The organism is Pantoea agglomerans (genome assembly GCF_020149765.1).
Lineage (GTDB): Bacteria > Pseudomonadota > Gammaproteobacteria > Enterobacterales > Enterobacteriaceae > Pantoea > Pantoea alvi.
The window spans coordinates 225,854-240,486 of the sequence record NZ_CP083809.1; the positions used below are offsets into that span (position 1 = coordinate 225,854).

Below are 14,633 nucleotides of genomic sequence, written 5' to 3' on the forward strand. Positions count from 1 at the left end.
GTCCCACCGGCAGACCAATCCCTTGCCGCGTCGGCAGGGGATTTTCCCGTTCTTATGCAGGTCTTCACTATGTCCGAGCAGTTTCTTTATTTTATTCAGCAGATGCTTAACGGGGTTACCCTCGGCAGCACCTACGCGCTGATCGCCATTGGTTACACCATGGTTTACGGCATTATCGGCATGATCAACTTCGCCCACGGCGAGGTCTATATGATCGGCAGCTATGTCTCCTTTATCGTGATCGCCGCCCTGATGATGATGGGCATCGACACCGGCTGGCTGATGATCGCTGCCGGCTTTGTCATGGCGATCCTGATCTCCAGCGCCTACGGCTGGAGCATTGAGCGCGTTGCTTACAAGCCAGTGCGATCCTCAAAGCGTCTGATCGCGCTGATCTCCGCTATCGGCATGTCGATCTTCCTGCAAAACTACGTCAGCCTGACGCAGGGCTCGCGCGACCTCGCGCTGCCGAGCCTGATTACCGGCCAGTGGACGCTGGGGCAGAGCAACGGCTTCGCCGCCACCATCTCCACCATGCAGATCGTTATCTGGCTGGTGACCTTCCTGGCGATGCTGGCGCTGACGCTGTTTATTCGCTATTCGCGCATGGGACGCGCCTGCCGCGCCTGCGCCGAAGACCTGAAGATGGCGAGCCTGCTCGGCATCAATACCGACCGCGTCATTTCGCTGACCTTTGTGATCGGCGCAGCGATGGCGGCGGTGGCGGGCGTGCTGCTCGGCCAGTTCTACGGCTCAATTAACCCCTTTATCGGCTTTATGGCCGGGATGAAAGCCTTTACCGCCGCGGTGCTGGGCGGCATCGGCAGCATTCCGGGCGCGATGATTGGCGGCCTGGTGCTCGGCATCGCCGAAGCGCTGACCTCCGCCTATCTCAGCACCGAATATAAAGACGTGGTGTCGTTCGCGCTGCTGATTGTGGTGCTGCTGGTCATGCCGACCGGCATCCTGGGTCGCCCGGAGGTTGAAAAAGTATGAAATCCTCCTTTATCAATGCGCTGCTCTCTTCGGTGATGCTGCTGGTGCTGGCCAGCTTCTTTATGGGGATGCGGCTTGGCCTCGACGGCACGCAGCTGGTAGTGCAGAGCGCCGGCGACGTGCGCTGGAACTGGATTTTCGTCGGCTGCGGCGTGGTGTTCCTGTTCCAGCTGCTGCGCCCGTTCTGGCAGTCCGGCCTGAAAAAGCTGTCCGGCCCGGCGCTGGTGCTGCCCGGCATCGACGGCTCTACGCCAAAGCAGAAGCTGTTTATGCTGGCGCTGATCGTCGTGGCGGTGGCCTGGCCCTTTTTCGTCTCGCGCGGCGCGGTGGATATCGCCACCCTGACGCTGATCTACGTCATGCTGGGCCTGGGGCTGAACGTGGTGGTTGGCCTCTCGGGTCTGCTGGTGCTCGGCTACGGCGGCTTCTACGCCATCGGCGCCTACACCTTCGCGCTGCTGAATCACTACTTTGGCCTCGGCTTCTGGGAGTGTCTGCCGCTGGCAGGCATCGTCTCGGCGCTCTTCGGGCTGCTGCTCGGCTTTCCGGTGCTGCGCCTGCGCGGCGACTATCTGGCGATCGTTACGCTCGGCTTCGGCGAGATCGTGCGCATTCTGCTGCTGAACAACACCGCCATTACCGGCGGTCCTAACGGCATCGCGCAGATCCCCAAGCCTTCGCTGTTTGGCCTGGAGTTTGGCCGCAAAGTCTCTGAAGGGGGCTGGAGCACCTTCCACGACTTCTTCGGTCTGAAATATGACCCCAGCGACCGGGTGATTTTTCTCTATCTGGTGGCGCTGCTGCTGGTGGCGCTGACGCTGTTTGTGATTAACCGCCTGCTGCGTATGCCGCTGGGCCGCGCGTGGGAAGCGCTGCGCGAAGATGAGATCGCCTGTCGCTCGCTGGGCCTCAGCCCGACGCGCATCAAGCTGACCGCCTTTACCATCAGCGCCGCCTTTGCCGGCTTCGCGGGAACGCTGTTCGCCGCGCGCCAGGGCTTTGTCAGCCCGGAATCCTTTACCTTCGTCGAATCCGCCTTTGTGCTGGCGATTGTGGTGCTGGGCGGCATGGGCTCGCAGTTTGCCGTGATCCTCGCCGCTATCCTGCTGGTGGTGTCGCGCGAGCTGATGCGCGACCTGAATGAATACAGCATGCTGGTGCTGGGCGGTCTGATGGTGCTGATGATGATCTGGCGCCCGCAGGGGCTGCTGCCGATGAAGCGCCCGCACCTGAAACTGAAGCAGAAACAAGGAGAGCAGGCATGAGTCAGCCTTTATTAGCCGTTGAAGGCCTGATGATGCGCTTCGGCGGCCTGCTGGCGGTCAATAACGTGGCGCTGGAGCTGCGCCCGCAGGAGATCGTCTCGCTGATCGGTCCGAACGGCGCCGGGAAGACCACCGTTTTTAACTGCCTGACCGGCTTCTACAAGCCGACCGGCGGCACCATTAAGCTGCGCGAACAGCACCTGGAAGGCCTGCCTGGCCAGAAGATCGCCCGCATGGGCATGGTGCGCACCTTCCAGCACGTTCGCCTGTTTCGTGAGATGACGGTAATTGAGAACCTGCTGGTGGCGCAGCATCAGCATCTGAAAAGCGGCCTCTTTTCTGGCCTGCTCAAGACCCCGGCGTTTCGTCGCGGTGAGAGCGAAGCGCTGGATCGCGCCGCTACCTGGCTGGAGCGCATCGGGCTGCTCGACCTTGCCAACCGCCAGGCGGGCAATCTGGCCTACGGCCAGCAGCGCCGTCTGGAGATCGCCCGCTGTATGGTGACGCGCCCGGAGATCCTGATGCTGGACGAACCGGCAGCCGGGCTTAACCCGAAAGAGACGCGCGAGCTGGATGAGCTGATCGCCGAACTGCGCGGTGAGCACAAGGTTTCCGTTTTGCTGATAGAACACGATATGAAGCTGGTGATGGGCATTTCCGACCGTATCTATGTGGTAAACCAGGGTACGCCGCTGGCCAACGGCACGCCGGAAGAGGTGCGTAACAATCCGGATGTGATCCGAGCCTATTTAGGAGAGGCGTAACATGGCAAACCCGATGTTATCCGTGAACAACGTCAGCGCGCACTACGGCAAAATCCAGGCGCTGCACAACGTCAGCCTGCATATCAGCCAGGGTGAAATCGTTACGCTGATTGGCGCCAACGGCGCGGGTAAAACCACGCTGCTCGGCACCCTGTGCGGCGAGCCGCGCGCCACCCAGGGCAGCATTACCTTTGACGGCAAAGCGATTACCGACTGGCAAACCGCGCGCATCATGCGCGAGGCGATCGCCATCGTGCCGGAAGGCCGCCGCGTCTTTTCGCGCATGACCGTAGAGGAGAATCTGGCGATGGGCGGCTTTTTCGCCAGCCGCCAGGCGTATCAGTCGCGCATCGCGCGCGTCTATGAGCTTTTCCCGCGGCTGGCGGAGCGTAAAATTCAGCATGCGGGCACCATGTCCGGCGGGGAGCAGCAGATGCTGGCGATTGGCCGCGCGCTGATGAGCCAGCCGCGTCTGCTGCTGCTGGATGAGCCGTCGCTGGGGCTGGCGCCGATTATTATCCAGCAGATTTTCGACACCATTGAGCAGCTGCGCAGAGAGGGAATGACGATATTCCTGGTAGAGCAGAACGCCAACCAGGCGCTGAAGCTGGCGGATCGCGGCTATGTGCTGGAGAACGGGCACGTGGTGCTGGAAGATACGGGTGATGCTTTGCTTTCCAACGAAGCCGTCCGCAGCGCTTATTTGGGGGCTTAGGCCTGGCTTGCTTGCCATTTCGGCAGCGGGCAGTGCTCGCATTCCTCACGTACTTTAGTACGCTCCGGATGCTGCGCGCTGGCCGTTGTCGAACTGGCTGCGCCGCCGACGGCCTTCAGCGTTGAATAAGGCCTGGCTTACTTGCCAGATTGCGGTTGGGCAGTGCTCGTCATCCTCACGTACAATGTATACGCTCCGGTGACTGCGCGCTGGCCGCCCGTAATCTGGCTGCGACACTGACGCCCTTTGGCGTTGAATAAGGCCTGGCTGCGCCGCTTCTGCTAAAACCCCCTTCATCTTGCCGTCATCCGGCTGTCATGTTGCTGTTATTAATCCGTCATTTTCCCGTGTCATGTTACTTCGCGAACAAAAAATGCGTGATATCGCGCGTACCTACCTGCACAGGAAAATTCTATGTCCGTGTTTAAGACACAAATCAGACTGATGAGTGTGGTTCTGGGCCTGGCCATCAGCGGCAACGCGCTGGCCGCCACGGAAATTCCTTTCTGGCACTCGATGGAGGGCGAGTTAGGCAAAGAGGTCGACTCTCTGGCGCAGCGCTTCAATCAGGCGCACCCCGACTATAAAATCGTGCCGACCTACAAAGGCAACTACGAGCAGAGCCTGGCGGCAGGCATCGCAGCGGTGCGTACCGGCAAAGCGCCAGCCATTTTGCAGGTTTACGAAGTTGGCACCGCCACCATGATGGCTTCGAAGGCGATCGTGCCGGTGCATCAGGTCTTCAGGGACGCGGGCATTCCCTTTGATGAAAAACAGTTCGTGCCGACCGTGGCGGGCTACTACAGCGACAGCAGCGGCCACCTCATCTCTCAGCCATTCAACAGCTCCACGCCGGTGCTTTACTACAACAAAGACGCCTTTAAAAAAGCGGGCCTGAACCCGGATCAGCCGCCGAAAACCTGGCAGGAGCTGGCAAAAGATGCCGACGCCCTGCGTAAAGCGGGCATGAGCTGCGGCTACGCCAGCGGCTGGCAGGGCTGGATCCAGATTGAAAACTTCAGCGCCTGGCACGCGCTGCCGGTCGCCAGCAAAAACAACGGCTTTGACGGCACCGATGCGCAGCTGGAATTTAACGGTCCGGTGCAGGTGCGCCATATCCAGATGCTGGAGGAGATGAACAAGAAGGGCGACTTCACCTATTTTGGCCGCAAAGATGAACCGACCGCCAAGTTCTATAACGGCGACTGCGGCATCACCACCGCCTCCTCCGGTTCGCTGGCCGATATCAAACACTACGCCAAATTCAACTTCGGCGTCGGCATGATGCCGTATGACGAGAGCGTGCCCAACGCGCCGCAGAACGCCCTTATCGGCGGCGCCAGCCTGTGGGTGATGAAAGGCAAAGATGCCAACACCTACAAGGGTGCTGCGGAATTTATGCAGTTCCTCGCACAGCCGGAAATCGCCGCCGAGTGGCATCAGAAAACTGGCTACCTGCCCATTACCACCGCTGCCTACGAGCTGACCAAACAGCAGGGCTTCTACGACAAGAACCCGGGCGCGGATATCGCAACGCGTCAGATGCTGAACAAAGATCCGCTGCCGTTCACCAAAGGCATTCGTCTTGGCAATATGCAGCAGATCCGCGCCGTGGTTGACGAAGAGCTGGAAGGGGTCTGGACCGGCAAGCAGTCGCCGCAGGCCGCGCTGGATAACGCGGTGAAGCGCGGCAACGAACTGCTGCGCCGCTTTGAACAGCAGGTGAAATAACCTGTGACGTGCAAAGGGCCGGTGCGTGCCGGCCCTCTCTCTTTCTCAGACAGAGTACGCTATGTCTTCATCTCGCCCGGTGTTTCGCACCAGCCTGTTGCCCTATCTGCTGGTGCTGCCGCAGCTGCTGATTACCGCCATCTTTTTCCTCTGGCCCGCGGGCGAAGCCCTGTGGTATTCGCTCCAGAACCTCGATCCGTTCGGCATCTCCAGCACCTTTGTCGGCCTGGAAAATTTCACGCGCCTGTTTCAGGACAGCTACTACCTCGACGCCTTCTGGACCACGATAGTCTTCAGCGCGCTGGTCACCCTGTGCGGCATGGTGCTGTCGCTGCTGCTGGCGGCGCTGGTGGATTATGTCATACGCCTGCGCAAGCTCTACCAGACGCTGCTGCTGCTGCCCTATGCGGTGGCGCCGGTTGTCGCAGCGGTGCTGTGGATGTTTCTGTTCAATCCCGGCCTCGGCCTGATTAGCCACTTCCTGAACCAGATTGGCTACAGCTGGAACTATGCGCAGAACAGCGGGCAGGCGATGTTTCTGATTGTCGTCGCCTCGATCTGGCAGCAGATGAGCTACAACTTTCTCTTCTTTTTCGCCGCGCTGCAGTCGATCCCGAAATCGCTGGTAGAGGCGGCGGCGATCGACGGCGCAGGCCCGGTGCGTCGCTTCTTCAACCTGTCGCTGCCGCTGATTACGCCGGTGAGCTTTTTCCTGCTGGTGGTGAACCTGATCTACGCCTTCTTCGACACCTTTCCGGTTATCGACGCCGCGACCGGCGGCGGGCCAGTGCAGGCCACCACCACGCTGATCTACAAGATCTATCGCGAAGGCTTTACCGGGCTGGATCTCTCTTCTTCGGCGGCGCAGTCGGTGGTGCTGATGCTGCTGGTGATCGGCCTGACCGTTATTCAGTTCCGCTTCGTTGAGCGTAAGGTGCAGTACCAATGATTGAAAACCGTCGCGGGCTGGATATCTTCAGCCACACGCTGCTGGTGCTGGGCGTGCTTACTATTCTGTTTCCCCTCTATGTCGCCTTCGTCGCCGCTACCCTGGATAACGAGGCGGTCTATCAGGTGCCGATGACGCTGATCCCCGGCACTCACCTGTGGGAGAACATCTCGCGCATCTGGACCCATGGCGTTAACGGCAGCGGCCCGGCGTTTAGCCTGATGCTGCTTAACAGTCTGCTTATGGCGTTCAGCATTACCGTCGGCAAAATCACGGTGTCGATGCTCTCCGCCTTTGCGCTGGTCTGGTTTCGCTTTCCGCTGCGCACGCTCTTTTTCTGGATGATCTTTATTACGCTGATGCTGCCGGTTGAGGTGCGTATTTTCCCGACGGTGCAGGTGATCGCCGATCTCAATATGCTCGACAGCTACAGCGGCCTGACGCTGCCGCTAATGGCGTCGGCCACGGCGACCTTCCTGTTCCGTCAGTTCTTTATGTCGCTGCCGGATGAGCTGATCGAGGCGGCGCGCATCGACGGGGCCAGCGCGCTGCGCTTTTTCTGGGATATCGTGCTGCCGCTGTCGAAAACCAACCTGGCGGCGCTGTTCGTCATCACCTTTATCTACGGCTGGAATCAGTATCTCTGGCCGCTGCTGATCGTCAACGACGCCTCGCTCAGCACCGCGGTGGCGGGGATCAAAAGCATGATCTCCACCAGCGGTTCGCCGACGCAGTGGAACGAAGTGATGGCGGCAATGTTATTAACCCTGATCCCACCGATGGTGGTGGTGCTGGTCATGCAGCGCGCGTTCGTGCGTGGCCTGGTCGAGAGCGAGAAATAGGCATGGCAGGCGTAACCCTTCAGGCGGTAACCAAGTCTTACGATGGCAAGAATCAAATTATTCAGCCGCTTAACGTCACCGTTAACGACGGCGAATTTATGGTGATGGTTGGCCCCTCCGGCTGCGGCAAATCGACGCTGCTGCGCATGGTGGCAGGGCTGGAGCGCGTGACCTCCGGCGATATCTATATCGACAACAGGCGCGTCACCCAGCTGGAGCCGAAAGATCGCGGCATCGCTATGGTGTTCCAGAACTACGCGCTTTACCCGCATATGACGGTCGAAGAGAACATGGCCTACGGGCTGAAGATCCGCGGCATGAGCAAAGAGCATATCCGCCTGCGCGTGCTGGAGGCGGCGCGCAGCCTGGAGCTGGATCAGCTGCTGACCCGGCGTCCGCGCGAGCTTTCCGGCGGCCAGCGCCAGCGCGTGGCGATGGGGCGCGCCATCGTGCGTGAGCCAGCGGTGTTTCTGTTTGACGAGCCGCTCTCCAACCTGGACGCGCGGCTGCGCGTACAGATGCGGCTGGAGCTGCAGCAGCTCCACCGTCGCCTGCAAACCACCAGCCTCTACGTGACGCACGATCAGGTAGAGGCGATGACGCTGGCGCAGCGCGTCATGGTATTGAACAAGGGATTTGTCGAGCAGATCGGCACGCCGGTAGAGATCTACGAGCGTCCCGCCAGCCGCTTCGTCGCCTCGTTTATTGGCGCGCCGGCGATGAACCTGATTGAAGGCCATATCGGCAGCGACGGCACGCGTTTTACTATCGACAACTCTTACTCTCTGCCGCTCGGCGATATCAAGGCGAAGTGGGCGAATCGCGCCGTCACGCTCGGCATCCGTCCTGAACATGTGCAGGTCAGTCCGCGCGAGCGCGAGGGCATTCCGCTGCGCGTAGAGACGCTGGAGCTGCTCGGCGCGGATAACCTGGCACACGGGCGCATCGGCGAAACGCCGCTGGTGGTGCGTCTGCCGCACAGCGACCGCCCGCAGGCGGGCAGCACGCTATGGCTGCATCTCTCATCGGATGCGTTACACTATTTCGATTCAACTACCGGAAAGCGTCTGGAATGAGCACACACAGCTGGCCCTATCCTCATATCGTCGCCCATCGCGGCGGCGGCAAACTGGCCCCGGAAAATACCCTGGCAGCGATCGACGTCGGCGCGGAGTGGGGGCATACCATGATCGAATTCGACGCCAAGCTGTCGCAGGACAGGCAGATTTTCCTGCTGCACGACGACACGCTGGATCGCACCAGCAACGGCTGGGGCGTGGCGGGCGAACAGCCGTGGAGCAAGCTGGTGCAGCTCGATGCGGGCAGCTGGTTCAGTAAAGCTTTTGACGGCGAGCCGCTGGCGCTGCTCTCTGACGTGGCGGCGCGCTGTCGCCAGCACCGCATGATGGCCAATATCGAAATCAAACCCACCACCGGCAGCGAAGCGGAAACCGGCCGCGCTATCGCCGATGCGGCGAAAACGCTGTGGCAAGGCATGACCGCGCCGCTGCTGTCGTCGTTCTCTTATGAGGCGCTGGAGGCGGCGAGGCAGGCGCAGCCGGATCTGCCGCGTGGATTGCTGCTGGATGAATGGGATGAGGCCTGGCAGGCAAAAACCGCCGCGCTGGACTGCGTCTCGATTCACCTTAACCATAAGTTGCTCGATGCCGGGCGCGTCGCGGTGCTGAAGGTCGCCGGCCTGCATATTTTGGTCTACACCGTGAACGATGCGGATCGGGCGCGTACCCTGCTGAAATGGGGCGTTGACGCCATCTGCACCGATCGCATCGACATCATCGGCCCCGACTTCCGTTAGTTAGCGTTCTGCTGCTGTCCCGGCTGCGTGTTGATTACGCGCTGCTGGGCGCTGCTGCGCTGCTCCTGCAGTTTGCGCTGTATCTGCTGCGTCTGCTGCTGCTGATCCTGCTGCAGTTTGCTCTGCTGCTGCTGCTGCCGGATTTGCATCTGCGTCTGCATACGCTGCTGGCTTGGGTTATAGCCCGGCTGATTAGGCTGATTTGTGTTGTTCAGCATATTGGCCATGCTGCTGAGCGGCAGCAGCGCGGCAAAGACGATTAACCATTTTTTCATGTGACTTCCTCCGTCAAGGCGGCCGCATCGGCGTGTGATGCGCCGTGGCCGCAGCTATAAGTTTAGCAATCTCACAAACTTCTCCCCCAGGAACGTACTGAATTTGACTTAGATGTTATTTTTTTGCTGTATTTGTAAACACTTGCCTGCGTGATAACAAATGTAAACAACTGAAAAGGGTAGAGGGATGATGATGCGAGGAAATATACGCCAGCTTGGCTGGGCTGTGATGATGAGTTTAACGGTGGTCAGCGCCGCTGATGCGGCCGCGCCCGCCAGCGCGTCGCCCGTCTCTTATGGCGTTGAGGATGATACCTTTCATCCGGTCAGGGCGCAGAACGGCATGGTCGCCTCGGTTGATGCGCTGGCAACGCAGGTTGGCGTGGATATTTTGCGCCAGGGCGGTAACGCGGTTGACGCCGCTGTCGCCGTCGGCTTCGCGCTGGCGGTGACGCATCCGCAGGCGGGTAATCTCGGCGGCGGCGGCTTTATGCTGCTGCGCACCGCATCCGGCCGCGCCACCGCTATCGACTTCCGCGAAATGGCGCCGGGCCGCGCCTCGCGCGATATGTTCCTCGACAAACAGGGCAACGCCGACAGCAAGCTGTCGCTGACCTCGCATCTCGCCTCCGGCACGCCGGGCAGCGTGGCGGGCTTTGCGCTGGCCGCGCAAAAATATGGCACGCTGCCGCTCAGCACGCTGCTGGCGCCGGCGATCAAACTGGCGCGCGAAGGCTACGTCGTTAACGACGCGCTGGCGGACGATCTGAAAACCTACGGCAAGGAGGTACTGCTCTCTCACCCCAACAGCAAGGCGATTTTCTTTAAGCCTGACGGCACGCCGTGGCAGAAGGGCGATCGTCTGGTGCAGAAAAATCTCGCCCATAGCCTGCAGCTGATTGCGCAGCAGGGCCCGGACGCCTTCTATAAGGGCGCAATCGCCGATGAGATCGCCAGCGAGATGGCGCAGCACGGCGGTTTGATCGGCAAAGCGGATCTGGCGGCCTACCGTGCCGTCGAGCGTAAACCGGTCAGCGGCACCTATCGCGGCTACGAGGTCTTCTCGATGCCGCCCCCCTCATCGGGCGGCATTCATATTGTGCAGATCCTGAATATCCTGGAAAACTTCGATCTGGCGAAGATGGGCTTTGGCAGCGCCGACGCGATGCAGGTCATTGCCGAAGCGGAGAAGTATGCCTACGCCGACCGCTCCGAGTACCTCGGCGATCCCGATTTTGTGAAGGTGCCGTGGCAGGCGCTGACCAGCAAAGCCTATGCGAAGTCGATTGCGCAGCAGATCAATATCGAGAAAGCGCGCCCGTCTAGCGAGATTAAACCTGGCAAGCTGGAGCCCTATGAGAGCAACCAGACCACGCACTTCTCGGTGGTGGACAAGCAGGGCACGGCGGTCGCAGTGACCTATACCCTCAACACCAATTTCGGCAGCGGCATCGTGGCGGGCAACAGCGGTATCCTGCTGAACAATGAGATGGATGACTTCTCGGCCAAGCCGGGCACGCCAAACGTCTACGGCCTGGTAGGCGGCGAGGCCAATGCGGTGCAGCCCGCCAAGCGCCCGCTCTCGTCGATGTCGCCAACGATTGTGGCGAAAGGGGGCAAAACCTGGCTGGTGACCGGCAGTCCGGGCGGCAGCCGTATTATTACGACCGTGCTGCAAATGGTGGTAAACAGCATCGATTTCGGAATGAACGTTGCGGAAGCGACCAATGCGCCGCGCTTCCACCATCAGTGGCTGCCGGATCAGCTGCGCGTTGAGAAGGGGTTCAGCCCGGATACGCTGCGTTTGCTGGAGAATAAAGGGCAGCATGTGAAGGTGCTGCCGGCGATGGGCAGTACGCAGAGCATTATGATTGGGCCGGACGGCACGCTCTACGGCGCTTCGGACCCGCGTACCCCAGGGGATTTAAGCGCGGGGTACTAACGAACAGCACAGGGGCCAGTCTGGCCCCTGTGTTACTTCAGACGCGCCATATAGTGCGCGTCGACCATCTCGCCTTGCCGCATGGCGAAGCCTCTCCCCGTGCCTTCGATCTCAAAGCCAAAATGGCGATAGAGCGCGATAGCGGCGGGATTGTCGGTGAATACCGTTAGCTCCATGCGCGTAACCTGCAGCCAGTTATCGCACAGATCGACCGCCGCGCCGAGCAGCGCCTTGCCGACGCCGCGATTGCGATATGCGTAATCCACGCCCATGCCCAGGGTGGCGCAGTGACGGCGGCGCGCCGTCGCGATCACCTCCAGCGTCAACTGCCCGACCACCTTCTCTTCGATGCAGGCCACCAGCGAATGTCCCGTGGGAGAGAGGTTGCTTAGCCGCTGCTGCCATTTTTGCAGCGAAGGTAGCGGTAGCTGTAGCGTATTCGCCATGGTGTCCGGCTGGCTGTAGATATGCATTAAGGCGGCGGCATCTTCAGGCGTCACGTGTCGCACCACAATCTCGCTCATTATCCTTCTCCTTGCGTTGGCGGGAAAACCCTTTAAAACATCAAGGAAATCTTATTAATAATCAACCGAAAAGATCGGAAAAGGCTTTACAGACGCGAATGATAATGATTATTATTGCGATGCGTTCTCGGGGCGTCCTCAGGCAAACCGGAAAGCACGACATTGCTCACATTGCTTCCAGTATTATTTAGCCAGCTTAACGCTGGCTTTTTTTTGCCCGCCGTATCATTCAGCTCCGCTCACCTTCCTGCTTGCGCTTGTTCACCTTTTTTGAACAGAGGCGTGAAGTTTTTCAGCTATCAATAGGGTCGCCTCCGGTTCAGACTGGTTTAAAACATTGAGGAGAACCGAACATGATTTACTTACGCAAAGCAGAAGAACGCGGCCACGCGACTCACGGCTGGCTGGAAAGCTGGCACACTTTCTCTTTCGCTGGCTATCACGACCCCAACTTTATGGGCTTTTCAGCGCTGCGCGTGATTAACGAAGATATCGTCGCCGCCGGACAGGGCTTCGGCACCCATCCGCATAAAGATATGGAGATCCTGACCTATGTGCTCTCCGGCACCGTAGAGCATCAGGACAGCATGGGAAACAAAGAGCAGATCCCGGCGGGCGAATTTCAGATCATGAGCGCGGGCACCGGCGTGCGTCACTCAGAGTACAACGCCAGCAGCAGCGACCCGCTGCACCTTTATCAGATCTGGATTATTCCAGAGCGTACCGGCATCGAACCGCGTTACGCCCAGCGCCGCTTCCCGGATGTAAAAGGCCGCCAGCTGGTGCTGACGCCGGACGCGCGGGAAGGCTCGCTCAAGGTCTATCAGGATATGACGCTGTCGCGCTGGGTATTTAGCGCGGGTGAAAAAGATGAGGTCGCCCTTGAAACGGGCCGCCGCGTCTGGATTCAGGTGGTCAAAGGGGAGATCCGCGTTAACGGTGAAACCGCGCGCGCCAGCGACGCTTTCGCGGTCTGGGATGAGGCGAGCCTGACGATTGAAGCGAGCAGCGACGCCGAAGTGCTGTTGTTCGATCTGCCGCCGGTCTAAGCGGTGACGGGGCGCGCACTGTCGCGCCCGGTTTACAATTCTCCTGCTGAATAGTGGTAGACTCGTCGTAATTGTGACCCTGGGCGCTTACGATGAAGAAAAAAAGACCGGTATTACAGGACGTTGCCGATCGTGTCGGCGTAACGAAAATGACCGTCAGCCGCTACCTGCGCAACCCTGAGCAGGTTTCCGCGCCGCTGCGCGACAAGATTGCCGTCGCGCTTGATGAGCTGGGCTACATACCCAACCGCGCGCCGGATATGCTCTCCAACGCCACCAGCCGCGCCATCGGCGTGCTGCTCCCCTCGCTGACTAACCAGGTATTCGCCGACGTTCTGCGCGGCATCGAAGCGGTAACCGATGAGGCGGGCTATCAGACGCTGGTGGCCCACTTCGGCTATAGCCCGCAAAAAGAGGAGCTGCAGCTGCGTTCGCTGCTGGGCTGGAATATCGACGGCGTGATTCTGACCGAGCGCACCCATACGCCCGCCACGCTGCGCATGCTGGAAGTGGCGGGGATCCCGGTAATTGAGATGATGGACAGCGTCTCCCCCTGCCTCGATATGGCGGTGGGGTTCGATAACGTCGAGGCGGCGCGGCAGATGACCCACGCCATTCTGCGCAAAGGGCATCGCCATACGGTTTACCTGGGCGCGCGCCTCGATGAGCGCACCCTGCAGAAACAGCAGGGCTACGAGAAAGCGATGCGCGAAGCGGGGCTGGAGCCGCACAGCGTGATGATGGAAGAGGCCTCCTCTTTTAGCGCCGGCGGCATGCTGCTGTGCGAGGCGCAGCGCCGCTATCCGCAAACCGACAGCCTGTTCTGCACCAACGACGACCTGGCGGTCGGCGCAATGTTCGAATGTCAGCGTCAGGGGCTGAAAGTGCCGTCGCAAATGGCGATTGCCGGATTTCACGGCCATGATATTAGTCAGGTGGTAACGCCAAAACTGGCGACCGTCCTGACGCCGCGAGAACGCATGGGACGTGAAGCGGCCGCCATGCTGCTGGCGCGAATCGGCGGCGACGTCAGCGTTTCCGCGCCGCTGGATATCGGTTTTGACATCAGCGAAGGCGGTAGCATCTGAATGTGACGTTTTTATGAGTCAGTTCACACTTTCGTGCTTTTCCGGTTAAACAGGGTTGCCAGCCTGTAACGGGCTTCACACAATGGCAGCCAGCATTGTTATCGGTAACATTGGCAAACTGACCTGCCGGAGCAGAAAAATGACTACTCAATCTTCGTCGCATCATGTGTTTATTTTGATGGGCGTCTCAGGCAGCGGTAAGTCCGTTGTCGCCAACCAGGTTTCTCATCAGCTCAACACCGCCTTTCTCGACGGTGATTTTCTCCATCCGCGCACCAATATCATGAAAATGGCGGAAGGCCATCCGCTGGACGATAACGATCGTCAGCCGTGGCTGCAGGCGCTTAACGACGCCGCGTTCGCCATGCAGCGTACCCAGGCGATCTCCATTATCGTCTGCTCAGCGCTGAAAAAGCGTTACCGCGACATTCTGCGCCAGGGCAACGACAACCTGCGCTTTATCTACCTCAAGGGCGATTTCGACACTATCGAGTCACGCCTGAAGGCGCGTAAGGGCCACTTCTTTAAACCGCAGATGCTGGTGACGCAGTTCGCGACGCTGGAAGAGCCGGGCGCAGACGAGCCGGACGTGCTGACGGTCGATATCAATCATTCAGTTGACGACGTTGTTGCGGCTACGGTTGCGGCTATCGGGAAAGCCATCAACAAGGGTTAGT

The 14,633-nt window shown here is 59.9% G+C and carries 15 protein-coding genes; 13 read left to right on the forward strand and 2 right to left on the reverse strand.

Annotation, left to right across the window (positions count from 1 at the left end):
• Positions 1-69: 69 nt before the first annotated feature.
• The 9 genes from livH (at position 70) to ugpQ (ending at position 9,078) form a co-directional block, all read left to right on the forward strand.
• Entirely contained in the window at positions 70-996 is a 927-nt protein-coding gene (gene livH, locus LB453_RS03475; RefSeq protein WP_103796397.1) for a high-affinity branched-chain amino acid ABC transporter permease LivH, read from the forward strand.
• The gene (locus LB453_RS03480) at positions 993-2,261 is read left to right on the forward strand and encodes a high-affinity branched-chain amino acid ABC transporter permease LivM (protein WP_103796311.1); all 1,269 of its coding nucleotides are present in this window, start codon (positions 993-995) and stop codon (positions 2,259-2,261) included. Before livH ends, LB453_RS03480 begins: the two co-directional genes overlap by 4 nt.
• Positions 2,258-3,025, forward strand: coding sequence for a high-affinity branched-chain amino acid ABC transporter ATP-binding protein LivG (livG, locus tag LB453_RS03485; protein WP_103796312.1), 768 nt, complete (start codon positions 2,258-2,260; stop codon positions 3,023-3,025). The genes LB453_RS03480 and livG overlap by 4 nt, the downstream gene beginning before the upstream one ends.
• Before the next feature lies 1 nt (position 3,026).
• A complete protein-coding gene (gene livF, locus LB453_RS03490) occupies positions 3,027-3,740 on the forward strand; it encodes a high-affinity branched-chain amino acid ABC transporter ATP-binding protein LivF (RefSeq protein WP_224481593.1) in 714 nt (237 codons plus the stop codon).
• Between the two features lie 414 nt (positions 3,741-4,154).
• The gene (ugpB, locus tag LB453_RS03495) at positions 4,155-5,471 is read left to right on the forward strand and encodes a sn-glycerol-3-phosphate ABC transporter substrate-binding protein UgpB (RefSeq protein WP_103796314.1); all 1,317 of its coding nucleotides are present in this window, start codon (positions 4,155-4,157) and stop codon (positions 5,469-5,471) included.
• Between the two features lie 61 nt (positions 5,472-5,532).
• The gene (ugpA, locus tag LB453_RS03500) at positions 5,533-6,420 is read left to right on the forward strand and encodes a sn-glycerol-3-phosphate ABC transporter permease UgpA (protein WP_103796315.1); all 888 of its coding nucleotides are present in this window, start codon (positions 5,533-5,535) and stop codon (positions 6,418-6,420) included.
• Positions 6,417-7,262 (forward strand): sn-glycerol-3-phosphate ABC transporter permease UgpE, encoded by an 846-nt coding sequence (ugpE, locus tag LB453_RS03505; RefSeq protein WP_103796316.1) that lies wholly within the window; start codon positions 6,417-6,419, stop codon positions 7,260-7,262. The genes ugpA and ugpE overlap by 4 nt, the downstream gene beginning before the upstream one ends.
• Before the next feature lie 2 nt (positions 7,263-7,264).
• Entirely contained in the window at positions 7,265-8,338 is a 1,074-nt protein-coding gene (locus LB453_RS03510) for a sn-glycerol-3-phosphate import ATP-binding protein UgpC (RefSeq protein WP_224481594.1), read from the forward strand.
• Positions 8,335-9,078 (forward strand): glycerophosphodiester phosphodiesterase, encoded by a 744-nt coding sequence (gene ugpQ, locus LB453_RS03515; RefSeq protein ID WP_103796317.1) that lies wholly within the window; start codon positions 8,335-8,337, stop codon positions 9,076-9,078. The genes LB453_RS03510 and ugpQ overlap by 4 nt, the downstream gene beginning before the upstream one ends.
• Here ugpQ and LB453_RS03520 read toward each other — a convergent pair.
• Positions 9,075-9,353, reverse strand: a complete 279-nt coding sequence (locus tag LB453_RS03520; protein ID WP_103796318.1) for a DUF2756 domain-containing protein — start codon at positions 9,351-9,353, stop codon at positions 9,075-9,077. The two genes, ugpQ and LB453_RS03520, sit on opposite strands and share 4 nt — an antisense overlap.
• Before the next feature lie 187 nt (positions 9,354-9,540).
• Between LB453_RS03520 and ggt the strand changes: the two genes are divergently transcribed.
• Positions 9,541-11,295: a gamma-glutamyltransferase gene (gene ggt, locus LB453_RS03525; RefSeq protein WP_103796319.1), complete on the forward strand. Its 1,755-nt coding sequence runs from the start codon at positions 9,541-9,543 to the stop codon at positions 11,293-11,295.
• 32 nt (positions 11,296-11,327) lie between these two features.
• Here the strand turns inward: ggt and LB453_RS03530 are convergent, their stop codons facing one another.
• Positions 11,328-11,819 carry a GNAT family N-acetyltransferase gene (locus LB453_RS03530; RefSeq protein WP_103796320.1) on the reverse strand — a complete coding sequence of 164 codons (492 nt, stop codon included), beginning with the start codon at positions 11,817-11,819 and terminating at the stop codon, positions 11,328-11,330.
• A gap of 353 nt (positions 11,820-12,172) precedes the next feature.
• Between LB453_RS03530 and LB453_RS03535 the strand changes: the two genes are divergently transcribed.
• The 3 genes from LB453_RS03535 to gntK all read left to right on the forward strand — a co-directional run bounded on the left by LB453_RS03535 (position 12,173) and on the right by gntK (position 14,632).
• A complete protein-coding gene (locus tag LB453_RS03535) occupies positions 12,173-12,868 on the forward strand; it encodes a pirin family protein (RefSeq protein ID WP_103796322.1) in 696 nt (231 codons plus the stop codon).
• Between the two features lie 92 nt (positions 12,869-12,960).
• On the forward strand, positions 12,961-13,956 hold the full coding sequence (gene gntR / locus LB453_RS03540; RefSeq protein WP_103796323.1) for a gluconate operon transcriptional repressor GntR: 996 nt from the start codon (positions 12,961-12,963) through the stop codon (positions 13,954-13,956).
• 139 nt (positions 13,957-14,095) lie between these two features.
• Entirely contained in the window at positions 14,096-14,632 is a 537-nt protein-coding gene (gene gntK, locus LB453_RS03545) for a gluconokinase (protein ID WP_103796398.1), read from the forward strand.
• Position 14,633: the final 1 nt, after the last annotated feature.

Bases quoted from the DNA above. Each gene is read 5' to 3' on its own strand.
- livH (WP_103796397.1), top strand. From the start codon at position 70: ATGTCCGAGCAGTTTCTTTATTTTATTCAGCAGATGCTTAACGGGGTT.
- LB453_RS03480 (WP_103796311.1), top strand. From the start codon at position 993: ATGAAATCCTCCTTTATCAATGCGCTGCTCTCTTCGGTGATGCTGCTG.
- livG (WP_103796312.1), top strand. From the start codon at position 2,258: ATGAGTCAGCCTTTATTAGCCGTTGAAGGCCTGATGATGCGCTTCGGC.
- livF (WP_224481593.1), top strand. From the start codon at position 3,027: ATGGCAAACCCGATGTTATCCGTGAACAACGTCAGCGCGCACTACGGC.
- ugpB (WP_103796314.1), top strand. From the start codon at position 4,155: ATGTCCGTGTTTAAGACACAAATCAGACTGATGAGTGTGGTTCTGGGC.
- ugpA (WP_103796315.1), top strand. From the start codon at position 5,533: ATGTCTTCATCTCGCCCGGTGTTTCGCACCAGCCTGTTGCCCTATCTG.
- ugpE (WP_103796316.1), top strand. From the start codon at position 6,417: ATGATTGAAAACCGTCGCGGGCTGGATATCTTCAGCCACACGCTGCTG.
- LB453_RS03510 (WP_224481594.1), top strand. From the start codon at position 7,265: ATGGCAGGCGTAACCCTTCAGGCGGTAACCAAGTCTTACGATGGCAAG.
- ugpQ (WP_103796317.1), top strand. From the start codon at position 8,335: ATGAGCACACACAGCTGGCCCTATCCTCATATCGTCGCCCATCGCGGC.
- LB453_RS03520 (WP_103796318.1), bottom strand. From the start codon at position 9,353: ATGAAAAAATGGTTAATCGTCTTTGCCGCGCTGCTGCCGCTCAGCAGC.
- ggt (WP_103796319.1), top strand. From the start codon at position 9,541: ATGATGATGCGAGGAAATATACGCCAGCTTGGCTGGGCTGTGATGATG.
- LB453_RS03530 (WP_103796320.1), bottom strand. From the start codon at position 11,819: ATGAGCGAGATTGTGGTGCGACACGTGACGCCTGAAGATGCCGCCGCC.
- LB453_RS03535 (WP_103796322.1), top strand. From the start codon at position 12,173: ATGATTTACTTACGCAAAGCAGAAGAACGCGGCCACGCGACTCACGGC.
- gntR (WP_103796323.1), top strand. From the start codon at position 12,961: ATGAAGAAAAAAAGACCGGTATTACAGGACGTTGCCGATCGTGTCGGC.
- gntK (WP_103796398.1), top strand. From the start codon at position 14,096: ATGACTACTCAATCTTCGTCGCATCATGTGTTTATTTTGATGGGCGTC.